Origin of the sequence: Variovorax multivorans (genome assembly GCF_051216835.1) — a bacterium.
In the GTDB taxonomy this organism is placed as follows: domain Bacteria; phylum Pseudomonadota; class Gammaproteobacteria; order Burkholderiales; family Burkholderiaceae_C; genus Variovorax.
Window position 1 is genome coordinate 278,907 of record NZ_JBPJZL010000007.1, and the last position, 16,011, is coordinate 294,917.

Annotated in this window: 16 protein-coding genes; 6 read left to right on the forward strand and 10 right to left on the reverse strand. The window is 67.9% G+C overall.

The features are described 5' to 3' along the window. Nucleotides 1–27: 27 nt before the first annotated feature. Together ACSFCA_RS20295 and ACSFCA_RS20300 are read right to left on the reverse strand one after the other, a co-directional pair. Complete coding sequence (locus ACSFCA_RS20295; RefSeq protein WP_258350232.1) at nucleotides 28–438, reverse strand: VOC family protein; 411 nt, start codon at nucleotides 436–438, stop codon at nucleotides 28–30. 13 nt (nucleotides 439–451) lie between these two features. Then, nucleotides 452–919 carry a helix-turn-helix transcriptional regulator gene (locus ACSFCA_RS20300; RefSeq protein ID WP_435460729.1) on the reverse strand — a complete coding sequence of 156 codons (468 nt, stop codon included), beginning with the start codon at nucleotides 917–919 and terminating at the stop codon, nucleotides 452–454. Nucleotides 920–1,025: 106 nt separating this feature from the next. Here ACSFCA_RS20300 and ACSFCA_RS20305 point away from each other — a divergent pair, with 106 nt between their 5' ends. Continuing rightward, nucleotides 1,026–2,213 (forward strand): DUF418 domain-containing protein, encoded by a 1,188-nt coding sequence (locus ACSFCA_RS20305; RefSeq protein WP_435460728.1) that lies wholly within the window; start codon nucleotides 1,026–1,028, stop codon nucleotides 2,211–2,213. Nucleotides 2,214–2,229: 16 nt separating this feature from the next. Here ACSFCA_RS20305 and ACSFCA_RS20310 read toward each other — a convergent pair whose 3' ends face one another. Genes ACSFCA_RS20310 through ACSFCA_RS20325 form a run of 4 tightly spaced genes read right to left on the reverse strand, consistent with a single transcriptional unit; the run spans nucleotide 2,230 to nucleotide 7,034 of the window. Further along, complete coding sequence (locus ACSFCA_RS20310) at nucleotides 2,230–2,631, reverse strand: YbaN family protein (RefSeq protein WP_435460727.1); 402 nt, start codon at nucleotides 2,629–2,631, stop codon at nucleotides 2,230–2,232. A gap of 7 nt (nucleotides 2,632–2,638) precedes the next feature. Continuing rightward, the gene (locus tag ACSFCA_RS20315) at nucleotides 2,639–3,712 is read right to left on the reverse strand and encodes a mechanosensitive ion channel family protein (RefSeq protein WP_435460726.1); all 1,074 of its coding nucleotides are present in this window, start codon (nucleotides 3,710–3,712) and stop codon (nucleotides 2,639–2,641) included. Beyond that, entirely contained in the window at nucleotides 3,712–5,964 is a 2,253-nt protein-coding gene (locus ACSFCA_RS20320) for an FUSC family protein (protein WP_435460725.1), read from the reverse strand. Before ACSFCA_RS20320 ends, ACSFCA_RS20315 begins: the two co-directional genes overlap by 1 nt. 2 nt (nucleotides 5,965–5,966) lie before the next feature. Then, entirely contained in the window at nucleotides 5,967–7,034 is a 1,068-nt protein-coding gene (locus ACSFCA_RS20325) for an inositol monophosphatase family protein (RefSeq protein ID WP_258350227.1), read from the reverse strand. Nucleotides 7,035–7,146: 112 nt separating this feature from the next. Here ACSFCA_RS20325 and ACSFCA_RS20330 point away from each other — a divergent pair, with 112 nt between their 5' ends. Next, the gene (locus ACSFCA_RS20330) at nucleotides 7,147–7,878 is read left to right on the forward strand and encodes an RNA methyltransferase (protein WP_435460724.1); all 732 of its coding nucleotides are present in this window, start codon (nucleotides 7,147–7,149) and stop codon (nucleotides 7,876–7,878) included. An 84-nt stretch (nucleotides 7,879–7,962) separates the two neighbouring features. After that, entirely contained in the window at nucleotides 7,963–8,733 is a 771-nt protein-coding gene (gene cysE, locus ACSFCA_RS20335; protein WP_093177697.1) for a serine O-acetyltransferase, read from the forward strand. Nucleotides 8,734–8,755: 22 nt separating this feature from the next. Here cysE and cadR read toward each other — a convergent pair whose 3' ends face one another. Beyond that, nucleotides 8,756–9,226: a Cd(II)/Pb(II)-responsive transcriptional regulator gene (cadR, locus tag ACSFCA_RS20340; protein WP_093177695.1), complete on the reverse strand. Its 471-nt coding sequence runs from the start codon at nucleotides 9,224–9,226 to the stop codon at nucleotides 8,756–8,758. A 70-nt stretch (nucleotides 9,227–9,296) separates the two neighbouring features. Here cadR and ACSFCA_RS20345 point away from each other — a divergent pair, with 70 nt between their 5' ends. Next, on the forward strand, nucleotides 9,297–11,597 hold the full coding sequence (locus ACSFCA_RS20345; RefSeq protein WP_435460723.1) for a heavy metal translocating P-type ATPase: 2,301 nt from the start codon (nucleotides 9,297–9,299) through the stop codon (nucleotides 11,595–11,597). 18 nt (nucleotides 11,598–11,615) lie between these two features. On the opposite strand, the gene ACSFCA_RS20350 is transcribed toward ACSFCA_RS20345, so the two are convergent. Continuing rightward, entirely contained in the window at nucleotides 11,616–12,188 is a 573-nt protein-coding gene (locus ACSFCA_RS20350; RefSeq protein WP_435460722.1) for a carboxymuconolactone decarboxylase family protein, read from the reverse strand. A gap of 126 nt (nucleotides 12,189–12,314) precedes the next feature. Between ACSFCA_RS20350 and ACSFCA_RS20355 the strand changes: the two genes are divergently transcribed. Then, nucleotides 12,315–12,632: a winged helix-turn-helix transcriptional regulator gene (locus ACSFCA_RS20355; protein ID WP_093057898.1), complete on the forward strand. Its 318-nt coding sequence runs from the start codon at nucleotides 12,315–12,317 to the stop codon at nucleotides 12,630–12,632. A 36-nt stretch (nucleotides 12,633–12,668) separates the two neighbouring features. After that, nucleotides 12,669–13,922 carry a cation:proton antiporter gene (locus ACSFCA_RS20360; protein ID WP_435460721.1) on the forward strand — a complete coding sequence of 418 codons (1,254 nt, stop codon included), beginning with the start codon at nucleotides 12,669–12,671 and terminating at the stop codon, nucleotides 13,920–13,922. Here ACSFCA_RS20360 and ACSFCA_RS20365 read toward each other — a convergent pair. Both ACSFCA_RS20365 and ACSFCA_RS20370 read right to left on the reverse strand, forming a co-directional pair. Then, nucleotides 13,919–15,253, reverse strand: coding sequence for a heavy metal sensor histidine kinase (locus ACSFCA_RS20365; protein ID WP_435460720.1), 1,335 nt, complete (start codon nucleotides 15,251–15,253; stop codon nucleotides 13,919–13,921). The two genes, ACSFCA_RS20360 and ACSFCA_RS20365, sit on opposite strands and share 4 nt — an antisense overlap. Further along, complete coding sequence (locus ACSFCA_RS20370; RefSeq protein ID WP_258350223.1) at nucleotides 15,250–15,927, reverse strand: heavy metal response regulator transcription factor; 678 nt, start codon at nucleotides 15,925–15,927, stop codon at nucleotides 15,250–15,252. The genes ACSFCA_RS20365 and ACSFCA_RS20370 overlap by 4 nt, the downstream gene beginning before the upstream one ends. Between the last annotated feature and the right edge of the window lie 84 nt (nucleotides 15,928–16,011).

The window sequence follows — 16,011 nt, forward strand, 5'->3', positions numbered from 1 at the left end:
CGTGTCTCCGTCTTTCGGGGCGGTGGGTCAGCGCAATTGCTGGATGCGGATCATGTTGCCCGCGGGGTCGCGCACGGCGCAGTCGCGAACGCCGTAGGGTTGCTCGGTCGGCTCCTCGACGATCTCGGCCTTGGCGGCCTGCAGCCGCGCGAAGGCACCGTCGAGGTCTTTGGTGGCAAACAGGATCGTGGCGTAGGTGCCCTTGGCCATCATCTCGGCGATGGTGCGGCGCTCGTCGTCGGTGAGGCCGGGCGTGGCGGCCGGCGGATACAGCACGATCGAAATGCCGGGCTGGCCGGCGGGGCCGATCGTGATCCAGCGCATGCCGCCGTATCCGACGTCGTTGCGAATCTCGAAGCCGAGGGTGTCGCGGTAGAAGGCCAGCGAGGTTTCCGGGTCGTCGTGCGGGAGAAAGGTCGAGTGGATGGTGATGTCCATGGCGATGTTGTTGCTAGGTAGGCAGGGGTGGCCATGCTAGCTGCGGCTCCGGGGCCGGCGCTTCTCGATTCCTGATCGGTCGTGTCACTTGTTTTGCCACGCAAGACGGCATTCCCTCGGTCGCGCTCGCTTCCTGTCGCCGGTAGCTGCCGGGCGGCATGCCCACCAGTTCGGTGAAGCGGGTGGTGAAGGTGCCCAGCGACCCACAGCCGACCGCAAAGCAGACCTCGGTGACGCTGAGGTCGCCGCGCCGCAGCAGCGCCATTGCGCGCTCGATGCGCCGCGTCATCAGGTAGGCGTAGGGCGGCTCGCCGTAGGCGATGCGGAACTGTCGGCTCAGGTGCCCGGCCGACATGCCCGCGTCGCGCGCGAGCGTTTCGAGGTCCAGCGGCTGCGCGTATTCCCGGTCGATCCGGTCGCGAACGCGGCGCAGCCGTGCGAGGTCGCGCAGTTGCTGCGCAGCGGTGGGTCTGCTGGTCATCCGGTGGATCGTGCCACGGTGCGCCGCGGTGCTCAAGCCGAGTGGGGCGTTCGAGTTCAAGGGGCTTTTGAATAGCAGATCGGCCGCTTGGTCTAATGGTGGACTCATGAGAAAAGTCGACCCTGAACGCCAGTCGCTGGTCGACGCCCTGCGCGGCTTCGCGCTGCTGGGCATTCTTGTCGTGAACATCGCGAGCTTTTCCTCGACCTACTACGGCGTTGGCGTGCCCGACCCGATGGCGCAGTCGGCACTGGAGCGCGCGGCCTTGCTCGTCAGAACGCTGGTGTTCGAGACCAAGTTCTATCTGCTGTTCTCTTTTCTCTTCGGCTACAGCTTCACCTTGCAGATGCGCGCGGCCGAGCGCGACGGCAAGCCCTTCGCGCCGCGCCTGCTGCGGCGCCTGGGGGCGCTGTGGGTTATCGGCCTGCTGCATGCGGTGCTGCTGTACCACGGCGACATCCTCACCACCTATGCAGTGCTGGGCGCGGTGCTGCTGATGCTGCGGCGGCGTGGCGATGTGTTCCTCGTGCGCTGTGCGGTCGGGCTGGTGCTGGCGACGGCGCTGCTCTGGGCCGGCATCGGCTATCTGTGGGCGCTGGCTGGCATTCCGCAGGACACGATGGGCAATGCCTACGTCGAGGCGGCCGCGGCACTGGCGGCCTATCGCGGAACGCCCGCCACGGTGATCGTCCAGCACTTGCGCGAGCTGTCGCAGATCTGGTGGGTCACGGGGCTGGTGCAGGCGCCGACGGCGCTGGCGATGTTCTTCGCGGGCTTCATCGCCGGGCGGCGCGGGCTCTTCGCAAACGCCGATGCGCATCGTGCGCTGTTCCGGCGCCTGCTGTTCTGGGGGCTGGCCATCGGGCTGCCGGGGGCCCTGGTGTATGCCTTTCCGTCGATACGGCTGGACAACGCCGTCCGCGAGCTCTACGGCCTCGCAGCCACGCTGTTGACCGCGCCTTTCCTCGCCGCCGCCTATGCGTCAGGCCTGGTGCTGCTGATGCAGACGCCGCGCGGCCGCATGCTGGAAAGCGTGCTGGCGCCGGCGGGGCGCATGGCGCTGACCAACTACCTGATGCAGTCGCTGGTGTGCGCATGGCTCTTCCTGGCGTATGGGCTGCGCTGGATCGGCACGGTCGGCCCGCTCGCAGCCACGGCCATCGCCTTCGCAATCTTCGCGGCGCAGCTGGTGCTGAGCCGCTGGTGGATGAGCCGCTTCGTCTACGGGCCGGTGGAGTGGCTGCTGCGCGCGTTCACGAACCTTGCGCTTCCCGCGATGCGCCGCAGGCGCTGATCCCTGATCGCAGTGCTTACGGTGGCGGAAGCGGCCGCGACCACAGCCACGCCAGCACCGTCGCCATGCACGCGATGGCCAGCACGGCGAGCCAGGTGCGGTGTGCGGTGAAGGAAACGATCACGGCACACACCGCCATCGTGGCCGTCGCGCTCCACTTGGCGCGGCGGCTCACGGTGCGGCCGTTGGCCCAGTTGTGCAGCAGCGGCCCGAACAGGCGGTGATTCAGCAGCCAGGCGTGCAGCCGCGGCGAGCTGCGGGCAGCGGCCCATGCAGCCATCAGGATGAACACCGTCGTCGGCATGCCGGGCACGACGACGCCGATGAGGCCGAGCACCAGGCACAGCAGCGCAAAGCCGTACAGCAGGGCCCGCGTGAGCGTGGAGCGCCGTTCGGGGGCCGGTTGCTCTGGCTTCAAGGCCGGATCAGGCCGCGGCCTGCTGGTGTTCGCGCTCCTGATTGCCTTCGCTCGCGATGCGCGTCTTCGGCAGGAACTGCGGGTACTCGCGCTGCATGAAATCGATCAGCCCCTCGCGCACGCTGCAGCGCAGGTCGAAGGCCAGGCCCGAGGTGGCTGCGGTGCAGAGCACGCGGACCTGCATGGTGCGCTCGGTGGCGTCGGTCACGCGCAGGTTGAAGAAGCGGCCGTCCCACTCGGGCGCGGCCTTCACGATGCGCTCTGCCTCTTCGCGCAGCGGCGCGAGCGGCATGCCGTAGTCGACGTAGATGAAGACCGAGCCGAGCAGCTGGGCCGAGTGGCGCGTCCAGTTCTGGAACGGCTTCTCGATGAAGTAGGTGAGCGGCAGGATCAGGCGCCGGTCGTCCCAGATGCGGATGACGACGAAGGTGCCGGTGATTTCTTCGACGCGGCCCCATTCGCCCTCGACCACCAGCACGTCGTCGATGCGAATCGGCTGCGCCAGCGCGATCTGCAGGCCGGCTATGAGGTTGCTGAACACCGGCTTGGCCGCAAGACCGGCCACGATGCCGATCACGCCGGCCGAGGCCAGCAGGCTCGCGCCCACCTGTCGTGCGCCGGGAAAGGTCATGAGCATCATCGCGCCGCCGGCCACCACGACCACCGTCATAGCGGTGCGCGCGAGCACGCGTGTTTGCGTGAGCACGCGGCGGGCCTGCAGGTTGTCGGCGATGTCGGAGGGGTTCTGCGCCAGCACGCCGTCGGCAAAGCCGCTGATGGCCTTCACCGTGAGCCAGGTGGCGGCGGCGATGAGCAGCAGGCCGTTGAGGTGGCGAACGTTGCCGATGAAGCGCAGGTCGTCAGGCGCCGCCTGGAAGATGAGCAGCAGCGCCACCAGCGGCAGCACCAGCCGCGCCGGCGCGTTGCAGTTGATCACCATCGCGTGCACCGTGGGCACGGGACGGGTGATGCGCTTCAGGACAAGGCCGCCGATGCGGTGAACCAGAAGAGCGAGCGGGATGGCGACGAGGATGGCAATCCATGTGCCGAACCAGGGGTGGGCAAGTATCTCTTTGGTCATCAGGCGGTGGTCGTCGTGGCTGCTGTTGTCTCGTTCAGGGGTTGAAGAATGCGCGCCGCGTCGTCGCGCAGCTGCGTGGCCAGGGCCGTGGCCAGGTCGAGCCGGCGCAGCAGCCAGGGGCTGATGTCGTTGTCGAACGGGTCGGGCAGGGGGATCGGGCCACCGACGGTGGTCGAGCCGGCACTCTCGGGGTGAGAGGGGCCGGTGGTGGGAGTGGTTCCGATGGCCGCCTCGATGCGCTGCGCGGTGCGGCTGATGGGGCCCTCGACCTCTGCCGGCGTGAGGCGGTCGCGCCGCAGCACGAGCATCGACTTCACCGCGCTCAGTTGCGCGAGCAGCTGGTAGCTGTGGGCCTGCAGGTGTTCCAGCGGCTCCAGCGGCGGCTGCACGGCGCGCGGCTCCGACAGCGAGCGCTGCGTGGCCTGCACCAGCGCCGAGAGGCTGTCGTAGGCCTCGCGGCGCGCGAGACGCCATTCGAGCTCGGGGCTGCTGTCGATGGCCTGCAGCTGGCCCAGGCCGAGCGCCAGGCGCGCATGCCGGGCCTGCGCGGTGAGCACGCGCGACACCAGCGCCGGAATCTGCGTGCGCTCCCACGAGGGCAGCACGTAGCAGAAGCCCCAGGCCAGCGCGGCGCCGATGAGGGTGTCGGCGATGCGCTCGAACAGCGCGAAGATGGGCGCCACGCCCACGTTCAGCATGTGGGCCTGCACCAGGCCGAGCACGGTGGCGGCCACGGCGGTGATGAGATAGCGCCGCACCGCGAAGCTGTGTGCAATGGCCTGCGCCACGGTCACGATCACCAGCAGCATCAGCGCCGAAGGATGCGCCGACAGCAGCCCGACCGCGAGCACGCAGCCCAGCAGCGTGCCGGCCACGCGCGCGTTGCGGCGCTCCAGCGTCTGCGAGAGGCTGCCGCGCAGCACGACCACGATAGTCAGCAGGATCCAGTAGTCGTGCGAGCCCCAGGGCATCGACACCGCGATGGCGTAGCCGGCGGCAATGGCCAGCGCCGCGCGGATGGCGTGGCGCAGCGGCGGCTGGTCCCAGCGCCACAGCGTGAGGAAGGGGCGCAGCGACCAGTCGGTCGGGCTCACGAAGAGCTGCCAGTTGGCGCGCACCACGGCAAGGTTGGGCTCGGCATCGCCGCGCGCCATGGCCGACAGGCGCAGCACTTCGTCGTTGATGTGGCCGATACGGCTGGCCAGCCCGCGCGCGAGCATGGCAGCCGTGGGGCCGATGTGGCCACCGCCTCCACCGTGCATGTTTGCGCTGTCGTCAGCCGAAACGTGGATGGCCGCGAGGCGCGGGCGGCGGTCGGCCACGGCTTCGGGGTGGCGGCCCATCATGAGGGCGTCGGCCAGCGCGATGGTTTCGTCGGCGAGCTCCTCGAGCACGCAGCGCATTTCGATCAGCGCCTCGGCGTGCGCGGGGTGGGCGCGCAGGGTGTCCAGGTCGAGCTCGCTGGCCAGCAACTGGTCGCGCATTTCGAGCACGATCACCAGCATGGCGGCCAGGCGCTGGCGGCGCGGGGTGCGCGGCGATTCGAGCACGATGTCGCGCGTGGCCTGCAACTGGTCGGCCAGCGCGGCCTGTTCACGCAGCAACTGGCCCAGCACCGGCGCGGGGGGGTCGCGCACATCGCGGGTTTCGTCCTGCGGCAGGAATTGGCTGGCCTCGGTGCGCATGAGCGCGGCCAGCGAATACAGCACGTCGGCCACCGACTGGGTGCGAAAGCGCCCGTTGAGCGCCAGGTTGGCGAGCGTGGCCCAGATCACGTACAGGCCCGCGCCCAGGCCGAAGTGCCAGGTGCGCTCCAGCGCGTCGGCCATGCCGGTGGGAGCGGGCGTGGCCATGGAGAAGACCATCGAGAACATCACCGCAATGGCGATCGGGATGCCCCGCTTGCCCCAGGCCATGGCCAGGAAGGCCATGAAGGTGGCGGGCACCAGCAGCAGCCCGAGGCGAATGGGCGCGGTGTGCAGCATCTGCACGGCAAAGAACAGCGGCAGGCCGATGAGCGGCGCCGGCAGCATCTGGAAGAACTTGCCGCGGCGCGGGCCCGGCAGGTCGGGCGGCGCGGTGACGATCACGCCGGTGGCGGCGGCCGAGGCCGCGATGGTGCCGAGCCAGAAGTGGATGCCGCCCGAGATGAACAGCAGGCCCAGCGCAACGGTGAGCCCGCTCGCGACGTAGTGGCTCAGCGCAATGCGCAGAGCGGCACGAACGCGGGGCGCGGCGTTGGGCCCCAGCATCGTCACTTGGCGGAGGCGTCGCCCTCGCGGGGCTGGGGAGGGGTACCGTTGGCGGGCGCGTCACGGCGCACGCGCGTGAGCTTGCGGGGAGCGGGCTTCGCTTCGGCAGCGGCTTGGGTGGCGCCTTCGGCCGCTTCGTCGGCGAAGTCGACCACGGTGCTGCGGGCGTAGAGGTCAGCCGAGGCATCGTCCGCGTTCGACTTGGTCGAGGCGGAAACGGCGCGCACGCGGTCGCTGGCGCGCAGCTTGTCGTCCACGTTGGCGAACTTGGAGTACTTGGCGAGCAGCGGCACCAACTGGCCGTAGATGCGCGGAGCGCCGGCCAGGCATTCGCGCTGCTCGAGGAATTCGGGCTCGCCCGTGAAGTTGCCGATGAGGCCGCCAGCCTCGGTGACCAGCAGCGAACCCGCGGCCACGTCCCAGGGGTTCAGGCCGGTTTCGAAGAAGGCGTCGGTGAAGCCGGCCGCCACGTAGGCCAGGTCGAGCGCCGCGGCGCCGGGGCGGCGCAGGCCGGCCGCGCGGGGCATCATGTCCGCCATGATGGCCAGGTACTGCTTGAAGTTGTCGCCGGTGCGGAACGGGAAGCCGGTGGAAATCAGGCACTCGTTGAGGCGGGTGCGCTTCGACACGCGGATGCGGCGCTCGTTCATGTAGGCGCCGCGGCCCTTGGTGGCGGTGAACAGGTCGTTGCGGGTGGGGTCGTACACCACGGCCTGCTCGATCTTGCCGCGCACCGACAGCGCGATGGACACGCAGTACACCGGGAAGCCGTGGATGAAATTGGTGGTGCCGTCGAGCGGATCGATGATCCAGACGTAGTCGGAGTCTTTGGCGCCGTATTCGGTGCCCGATTCTTCGGCCAGGATGCCGTGCCCCGGGTACGCGCCAAGCAGCGTCTCGATGATCGCTTTTTCGCTGGCGTGATCGACTTCGGTGACGAAGTCGTTGACCTGCTTCTGGGAGATGCGCACGGCCTCGACGTCGAGGGCGGCGCGGTTGATGATCGCGCCGGCGGCGCGTGCGGCCTTGACGGCCACGTTGAGCATGGGATGCAGGTTGGGGGACGACATTCTGGATTGTGAGAAGAACGGTGGGGTTGGTCCCCCGGAGGCGACCCGGCGATGCGGGCGGCGAGAATCGGGCATTTTACCGGCTCCGCCCGTTAGTGTCTCCAAACCCGCCATGCGCACCCGTTTCATCCTGATCCAGACCAGCCACGCCGGCAATGTGGGCGCCGCCGCCCGCGCCATGAAAACCATGGGTTTCGACGACCTCGTGCTGGTGGCTCCCCGCTGGGCCAACGTGCTGCGGCGCGAGGAAACCATCCAGCGCGCGAGCGGCGCGCTCGACGTGCTGACCAACGCCCGCATCGTCGAAACGCTGGACGAAGCCCTGGACGGCGTGACCCATCTGTGTGCCACGGCCATGATTCCGCGCGACTTCGGCCCGCCCACGCGCACGCCCCGGGAGCACCTGGAGCCCCTGTCGAAGCAGGGCGACCAGCACGTGGCTTTCCTGTTCGGCTCCGAGCGTTTCGGCATGCGGAACGAAGACGTCTACCGCTGCAACGTGGCCCTGAGCATCCCGACCGACCCGAAGTTCGGCTCGCTCAACCTGGGCGCGGCCATTCAGGTGGTCGCCTACGAGTGGCGGCTGGCGCTGGGCGGCTACGAGGTGCGCGAGGCCATCAACCCGGTGCAGGCGGCCGATGCGCAGGCGGTGGCCGGCATGCTCGACCATTGGGAGCGCTCCCTCGTGGAGATCGGCTTTCTCGACCCCGAGGCGCCCAAGAAGCTCATGCCGAGGCTGCAGCAGCTCTTCAACCGCGCCCAGCCCACGCCGGAAGAAATCCACATCCTGCGCGGCATTGCCAAGGCCATGAGCGACGCCACCCGCCCGCCGCGAGGCTCGTAGCCTTTTAAAACCTTATCGCCTGTAAGCGATGACGGCGGGTTATAGACTGCCCGCCCCATATCGATATAACGACAAAAGGCAGCGATGTTCTCTCGACTGCGCGCCGACATCCGGTGCATCCTCGAACGCGACCCGGCCGCTCGCAGCGCCTGGGAAGTGATCACGGTCTACCCCGGCTTCCATGCCGTGGTGCTGCATCGCTGGGCGCATGCCTGTTGGACGCATGGCTTCAAGTGGCCCGCCCGCTTCATCGCGCACTGGGCGCGCTGGATGACCGGCATCGAGATTCACCCGGCGGCCAAGATCGGCGAGCGGGTGTTCTTCGACCATGCCATGGGCGTGGTGGTCGGCGAGACGGCCGAGATTGGCGACGGCTGCACCATCTACCAGGGCGTGACGCTGGGCGGCACCTCGCTCTACAAGGGCACCAAGCGGCATCCGACGCTGGGACGCAATGTGGTGGTGAGCGCGGGGGCCAAGGTGCTTGGCGGGTTCGTCGTTGGCGACGGCGCCAAGATCGGCAGCAATGCGGTGGTCATCAAGCCGGTGCCGGCTGGGGCGACGGCGGTGGGCATTCCCGCACGCATCATCCCGTCGAAGACCGACGAGAGCGCCGACGTGGCCGAGCCGCAGAAGTTCTCTGCCTACGGCATCACGCAGGACGACGATCCGCTGAGCCAGGCGCTGCGCGGGCTGGTCGACAGCGCATCGGGGCAGGAGCACCAGATCGCGCTGCTGTGGCAGGCCATCGAGAAGCTGTCGGCGCAGCCCGGCACCAAGGACTGCGTGCCCGGCGATGCGGCACGCGACGAGAGCTTCGAGGCAGACAAGCTCACACAGCTCATCGGCAAATAGCAAGCCTGGTCAGCCGGCCTGACTAGCCGGCGCGCTTGGCGGGCGCATGCAGCGCCCCATGCACGTGGCCTGCGTGCTGACTGAAGGTCTCGGGTGCGAGCGCGGCGGTGTCCAGTTCCTGCAGGATGCCGCAGGCGCTCGCCGATTCGGGGCCGCAGCACTGTTGGCGCAGCGCCTTCAGCTGCTTTTCCAATGTCTTGAGCTCGGTGATGCGCGCGGCCACGTGGCCGATGTGGTCGTCCAGCAGCTGGTTGACCTCGCCGCAGTCTTCCTGCGGTGCATCGCGAAATTTCAGCAGGCTGCGGATTTCGTCGAGCGTCATGTCCAGCGAGCGGCAACGGCGGATGAAACCCAGGCGCTGGGCGTGGTCTTCGTCGTAGATGCGGTAGTTGCCGTCGGTGCGCGCGGGCTCGGGCAGCAGTTGCTCGCGCTCGTAGTACCGGATGGTTTCGACCGGCGTGTTCGCGACCTTGGCCAGTTCACCGATTTTCATGATGCGGCAAATGTACGAGTGGAAATGAGCGGTTGACTCTACACCTGCTTCAGGGTTTCCAATCGATTCCATGACGAATCAGAACACTCTGAACCCGGTCACTCCGGCCCTTCACCCGCACGATCACGACCATGGTCACAGCCATGCGCACGGACACACGCACGCACGTGCACCGGCCGAAACCTCCTGCTGCGGCAACCCGGTCTGCGGCTCTTCGCCGGCCCCAGCCGTCGACACGGCCGATATTCCGAAGGGTGCCTTGCTCTTTCGCATTCCCACGATGGATTGCGCCGTCGAAGAGTCCGAGATCCGCCGCGCGCTGGAGCCGGTAGCCGGTGTCCAGGGCCTGCGCTTTCGCCTCGGCGAACGCACGATGGCGATCACGGCCGATGCCGTAGCCTTGCCCCTGGCGCTCGATGCAATCCGCAAGGCTGGCTTCAAGCCCGAGCCTGTAGTCGAAGCGACAGACGCGAAACCCGTCGCGCCAGCGCGCATCGCGGGCATGAGCATCGGCCTCGCGCGCCTGGTCGCCGCATTGGTCCTCGCTATCGCGGCCGAGTCGATCTCCTTCATGGGACTCGAGGGCAAGGGCTTCATGGTTGCCGAGATGGCGCTCGCGCTGGGCGCCATCGGCCTTGCGGGGCTCGACACCTACAAGAAGGGCTTCGGCGCACTGGTGCGCGGACGCCTCAACATCAACGCCCTGATGGCCGTGGCCGTGACGGGCGCTTTCATCATCGGCCAGTGGCCCGAAGCCGCGATGGTAATGGCGCTCTATGCGATTGCCGAGCTCATCGAAGCCCGCGCTGTGGACCGCGCGCGCAACGCCATCCAGAGCCTGCTGGCGCTCGCGCCCGAGCAGGCCGAGGTGAAGCAGGCCGACGGCAGTTGGAAGACTGTGATGGCCGACACCGTGGCACTCGACACCATCGCGCGTATCCGCCCCGGCGAACGTGTGCCGCTCGACGGAGTTGTCACCGCTGGCATCAGCGCCATCGACCAGGCTCCGGTCACGGGCGAGAGCATTCCGGTCGACAAGACCATCGGCGACCCGGTGTTCGCGGGCACCATCAACCAGACTGCTGCGTTGGAGTTTCGCGTGACGGCCGTGGCGGCCAACACCACGCTTGCACGCATCATCCATGCAGTCGAAGAGGCACAGGGCTCGCGCGCGCCGACGCAGCGCTTCGTCGACAAGTTCGCCGCCATCTACACGCCCACCGTCTTCGCGCTGGCGCTGGCCGTCGCGACGCTCACGCCGCTGTTCATGGACTGGACGTGGCTGCAGGCCATCTACAAGGCGCTGGTGCTGCTGGTCATCGCATGCCCGTGCGCGCTGGTCATCTCCACGCCCGTCACGGTGGTAAGCGCGCTCGCATCGGCCGCGCGGCGCGGCATTCTCATCAAGGGCGGCACGTATCTCGAAGAAGCGCGCAAGCTCAAGGCTGTGGCGCTCGACAAGACGGGCACCATCACTGAAGGCAAGCCGAAGCTTGTGGAGTCCGTGCTGATCGACGCATCGGGCAACGAAGCCACGATGTTCGCCATTGCCGCCAGCATTGCGGGCCGCTCGGACCACCCCGTGTCGAAGGCCATTGCCGAAGGCTTGAAGGGGCAGCGGGACGAGGTCGGCGACTTCACCGCGCTGCCCGGCCGCGGCGTGCAGGCCACGCACGCGGGGCAGGCCTACGTGCTCGGCAACCACCGCCTGATCGAGGAACGGGGCCTGTGCACGCCGTCGCTCGAAGCCGAGCTGAAGCGCCATGAAGAAGCGGGCCGCACTGTCACGCTGCTCGCATCGGACAAGGCCGTGCTTGCGCTGTTCGCCGTGGCCGACACCATCAAGGAATCGTCGCAGGCTGCGGTGGCAGAGCTGCGCGCCCTGGGCGTCGTGCCCGTGATGCTCACCGGCGACAACACTGCCACTGCAAAGACCATCGGCGCCCACGCCGGCATCGACGACGTGCGCGGCAACCTGCTGCCCGAGGAAAAGCTCGACGCCATCAAGGCGATGCAGCAGCGCTACGGCGCCGCCGCGATGACCGGCGACGGCATCAACGACGCCCCCGCGCTCGCGCAGGCCGACATCGGCTTCGCGATGGGCGGTGCCGGCACCGACACCGCGATGGAAGCGGCCGACGTGGTCATCATGAACGACGACCTGCGCCGCATTCCCGAGACCATCCGCCTGTCGCGCCGCGCGCACTCGGTGCTGTGGCAGAACATCACGCTGGCGCTGGGCATCAAGGGCGTGTTCTTCGTGCTTGCCGTGTTCGGCAGCGCGACGATGTGGATGGCGGTGTTCGCGGACATGGGCGCGAGCCTGCTGGTGGTGGCGAACGGGCTGCGGTTGATGCGCGTGCCGAAGTGAGCCGCGACGCGAGCTGCCTTACCAGCGCGCGGCCCATTTCTCCAGCGGCACGCGCGCCGCGTTGCACACATAGCTCACCGAGTGATACCACCCCGCGAGCATCATCAGCTCGACCAGTTGTGCGTGGCTCCAGTGTGCGTTCAAGGCTTCCCAGAGCGCATCGTCCACATCGCTGGTGTCGTGCAGTTGGTCGACCATCGACACCAGCAGGCGGTCGCGCGGCGCGAGCAATGAGAGGTCGCTGTCCGCCGATGCCATCACCCGCCGGTCGGTCTCGCTGAAGCCGGCCGCGTCTGCGAAGCCGGTCCAGTGCACGCCCCATTCGTATTCGGCGCCGCAGCGGGCGCAGACCCGCAGGATCACGATCTCGCGTTCGCGCAGGCTGATGGCCGCCTTGCGGCCCAGCAGGTAGCGGCCCAGGTCGAGCGTGCGCTCGGCCAGCGCGGGGTTCACGGCCATCACGCGGAACAACGCGAGAACTTCGGGCGCTTGTGGCGGCGTCATGCGCGTGAGCAGATCGCCGATGGGTTCGGGGTAGGGGGCTTCGAGCGGGGGGATCCTGGGCGCGCGGTTGGCGGCGGTGTCGGCCATGGGTGGTTCCTTCGATGGAGTGGATGGAATCGCTACGGAAAGCGTAGCGATCAGATGCAGTCTATCGCTACGAAATGCGTAGCGAAAGGACGTACACTCGCGCATCGATCATCTGAAGGGCTTCGCATGGAAGACGCACAACCCACGGCATCGCGCCGACCCATCATGCGGCTGCTGGAGCAGCTCGGCCGCAAGGGCACGCTGCGCATCCTGTGGGAGCTGCGCGACGGGCTGCCGCAGAGTTTCAGGGCGTTGCGCGTCAGCACGGACGACATGTCGCCCTCGGTGCTGAATGACCGGCTCAAGGAGCTGCGCGCAGTCGGAGTGGTCGAGCTTGCCGACGCGGGCTATGTGCTCACCGAGTCGGGCAGCGAACTCGTCAAGCGCCTCACGCCGCTGAACCAGTGGGCCAATCGCTGGCTCGACGATGCGGCTTCGAACTAACATCGGCCGAATTTCTTCACCGATTCCAGTTCTTCGATGTCCGTCACTTCGCTCCTGCTGCAGCTCATCGTCATCCTGGCCACCGCGCGTTTATGCGGGTGGGTGCTTCGCCATGTGGGGCAGCCCGGCGTGGTCGGCGAGATGGCGGCGGGGCTGATGCTCGGGCCGGTCGTGATGGGGGCGCTGTTCCCCTCGCTGCACGCGCAGCTGTTCTCCAAGGAATCGCTGCAGGGGCTCTCATCGCTGTCGACGCTGGGGCTGGTGCTCTTCATGTTCGTGGTCGGCCTGGAGCTGCGAGCCTCGCAGGGCGTGCGCGAGCAGCTTCGCTCGGCGGGCTATGTGGGCGTGCTGAGCGTGGTCGTGCCGATGGCGCTGGGCATCGCGATTGCGCCGGCGCTGCATCCCACGCTTGCGCCGGCCGGCGTCGGCTTCTGGCCGTTTGCGCTGTTCATCGCGGCGGCGCTGTCGATCACGGCCTTTCCCGTGATGGCGCGCATCCTCAAAGACCGCGGCATGACGCGCACGCCCTTCGGCCAGCTGTCGCTGGGCGCGGCGGCCGTGGTCGACGTGTTCGCCTGGATCCTGCTGGCCTTCGTGGTCGCAATGGTCGGTGCGGGCGAGGGCTACCAGGGCCTGCTCAAGACCACGCTGGGCATGGCGGTGGTACTGCTGGCGCTGTTCTTCGGGCTCAAGCCGGCCTTCGCGCGGCTGCTGCGCGCCAAGGCGCCCGAGGGCGAGCCTTCGACCACAGTGATGGCGGCGCTGATGCTCGGCCTGCTGGCAACGGCGCTGGTCACCGAGTGGCTGCACCTGCATGCGGTGTTCGGCGCCTTCCTGTTCGGCGCCTGCCTGCCGCGTGACGACCGGCTGCTGAAGTCGCTCACCGAGCGGATCGAGCCGATTTCCATCGTCGTGCTGATGCCGCTGTTCTTCGCGCTGGCGGGGCTGGGCACCACGTCCAACGCCTTCTCGGGCGCGAGCCTCGGCGCGATGCTGCTGATCGTGGGCGTTGCCACCGTCGGCAAGATCGCCGGTGGCGCGGCTGGTGCGCGCATGGCGGGCTACAGCTGGCGCGACAGCCTGGCCACCGGCTCGCTGATGAATGCGCGCGGGCTGATGGAACTCATCGTGATGAAGATCGGCCTCGACGCAGGGCTGATCGGCCCCGAGCTTTTCACGATGCTGCTGGTGATGGCACTCGTGACCACGGCGATGACGGGGCCGCTGATCAACCTGTTCATCGGCCGCAAGGGGGCGGTTGCGGCAGATGCCGCGCACGCCAAGCCTTAGTCCTGGTTGCTGTTGCGCCGCACCGTGAACCCGATGCGCGTTTCGCCGCCCTGGCTGGCCGCGAACACGCGTCCGCCGTGCATGCGCGCGATGGCTTCCACGATCGACAGGCCAAGGCCGTGGTGTCGGGTCGAACCGTCCCGCGCCTGCGCCGCGCGGTAGAAGCGCTCGAACAGGCGGGGCAGGGCGGCGGGGTCTATCGGCTCGCCCTTGTTGACGACCGCGACTGCGAATTCATCGTCGTTCTCCGCGCCGATCTCGATGCGAATCGTCGAAGCCGGCGCCGCAAAGCGGATCGCATTGCCCAGCAGGTTGAAGAGCGCGCGCCGGACCAGCGCGGCGTCCACGTCGGCCATGGCGTCGCCCTTGACCTCGGCGCGCAGGCCGGCTTCTTCCAGCATGGCATCGTAGAAGTCGATCACGTCGCCGGCCTGCACCGCCAGACTCGTCACCGCCCGCGTGCGCATCGGCGCGCCGCGTTCGGCCTGCGAGAGAAACAGCATGTCGGTGACGATGCCCGAGAGCCGGCCGATCTCTTCGAGGTTGGAGGCGAGCACGGACTGCAGCTCTTCGTTGCTGCGTGGGCGCGTGAGTGCGAGTTCGGTGGAGCCGATCAGGTTGGCCAGCGGCGTGCGCAGCTCGTGTGCCACGTCGGCGTTGAATGATTCGAGCTGCACGTAGGCACGCTGCACCCGCAGCAGCAGTGCGTTGAACTGCGTGATCCATGGGCGCAGTTCTTCGGCGAAGTCCATCGCGTCGATGGGGCGGTTGGCCTTGTCGGGCGCCATTGCCGCAGTGCGCTCGGCCAGCGCCTTGAGCGGGCGCAGGCCGCGCCGCACCAGCCACATGCCCGTGAGCGAGACCAGCGCCGTGCCCAGCACGACGGCGCCCAGCAGCGTCCATGCGAGCCGTTCGAGCAGGCGGGCTTCCTGTGCCGTGTTCACTCCGAGCTGCACCTGCAGCTGCGTCGTCAGGCCACTCTGCTGCCAGGGCACCACGAGGTCGCGCCGCATCCAGCGGCCGCCGGCCGTGGGGCTGGACTGGAAAAGCTGCTTGCCCGCATGCGAGATCGACAGGCTCACGTCGTCCTGCATCGAGAAGAAGTCGTCGAGCTTGTGCTGCAGGAAGACGAGGTCGCCGCCTTTCTCGGCCTCCTTGAGCAGATGCTCCACCAGCACTGCCTTCTGGTTGAGCTCCTCTTCCTGTTTCTGCCCGAAGCTCCAGGCCGTGACGAGGTAGATGGCGAAGCAGATCACGCTGAGCCCGAACAGGGTCTGCGCGGCGAACCAGAGCGACAAGCGGCTCTGGAGTGAGTGCGGCCGGGCGGTCAAGACCAGGAGCGGTCTTCGAGAACGTAGCCCATGCCGCGCACCGTATGCAGCAACTTCACCTCGAACGGATCGTCGAGCTTGCTGCGCAGGCGCCGGATGGCCACTTCGACCACGTTGGTGTCGCTGTCGAAGTTCATGTCCCACACCTGCTCGGCAAGCGTGGTGCGCGACAGGATCTGGCCGCGCCGGCGCAGCAGCACCAGCAGCAGCGTGAACTCCTTGGCCGTGAGGTCGAGGCGCGTGCGGTTGCGCACGCACTTGCGGCTGAGGAGGTCGACCTCCAGGTCAGCCAGCCGCAGCATGGTCGATTCCTGTGGTTTGCCGCGACGCAGCAGCGCCTGCACACGGGCCAGCAGCTCGGAGAAGGAGAAGGGCTTGACGAGGTAGTCGTCCGCGCCCTGCTGCAGCCCCTGCACGCGGTCTTCGACCTTGTCGCGCGCCGTGAGCACCAGCACGGGCACGTTCTTGGTGCGCCGGATGGCCTGCAGCACGGCAAAGCCATCGATGCCGGGGAGCATCACGTCGAGCAGGACCAATGCGTATTCCCCCTCTGTGGCGAGGTATCTCCCCTCGATGCCGTCGCGGGCGATGTCCACGACGTAACCGTTCTCCTCCAGCCCCTTTTTTAGGTAGTCGCCTAGTTTGGGCTCGTCTTCGATGACAAGTATTCTCATTGCCGCATGGTATCGAAGCACTTTCAATACGCGGGTTACGTTTCGGTAATCCTATTGACGGACAAAACCCCACCCGCGTGTCAT

Coding starts and splice junctions, on each gene's coding strand:
- ACSFCA_RS20345 (WP_435460723.1), top strand. CDS start 9,297: ATGACGAATCAGAACACTCTGAACCCGGTCACTCCGGCCCTTCACCCG.
- ACSFCA_RS20300 (WP_435460729.1), bottom strand. CDS start 919: ATGACCAGCAGACCCACCGCTGCGCAGCAACTGCGCGACCTCGCACGG.
- ACSFCA_RS20325 (WP_258350227.1), bottom strand. CDS start 7,034: ATGTCGTCCCCCAACCTGCATCCCATGCTCAACGTGGCCGTCAAGGCC.
- ACSFCA_RS20360 (WP_435460721.1), top strand. CDS start 12,669: ATGTCCGTCACTTCGCTCCTGCTGCAGCTCATCGTCATCCTGGCCACC.
- ACSFCA_RS20350 (WP_435460722.1), bottom strand. CDS start 12,188: ATGGCCGACACCGCCGCCAACCGCGCGCCCAGGATCCCCCCGCTCGAA.
- ACSFCA_RS20305 (WP_435460728.1), top strand. CDS start 1,026: ATGAGAAAAGTCGACCCTGAACGCCAGTCGCTGGTCGACGCCCTGCGC.
- ACSFCA_RS20330 (WP_435460724.1), top strand. CDS start 7,147: ATGCGCACCCGTTTCATCCTGATCCAGACCAGCCACGCCGGCAATGTG.
- ACSFCA_RS20315 (WP_435460726.1), bottom strand. CDS start 3,712: ATGACCAAAGAGATACTTGCCCACCCCTGGTTCGGCACATGGATTGCC.
- cysE (WP_093177697.1), top strand. CDS start 7,963: ATGTTCTCTCGACTGCGCGCCGACATCCGGTGCATCCTCGAACGCGAC.
- cadR (WP_093177695.1), bottom strand. CDS start 9,226: ATGAAAATCGGTGAACTGGCCAAGGTCGCGAACACGCCGGTCGAAACC.
- ACSFCA_RS20370 (WP_258350223.1), bottom strand. CDS start 15,927: ATGAGAATACTTGTCATCGAAGACGAGCCCAAACTAGGCGACTACCTA.
- ACSFCA_RS20320 (WP_435460725.1), bottom strand. CDS start 5,964: ATGCTGGGGCCCAACGCCGCGCCCCGCGTTCGTGCCGCTCTGCGCATT.
- ACSFCA_RS20355 (WP_093057898.1), top strand. CDS start 12,315: ATGGAAGACGCACAACCCACGGCATCGCGCCGACCCATCATGCGGCTG.
- ACSFCA_RS20295 (WP_258350232.1), bottom strand. CDS start 438: ATGGACATCACCATCCACTCGACCTTTCTCCCGCACGACGACCCGGAA.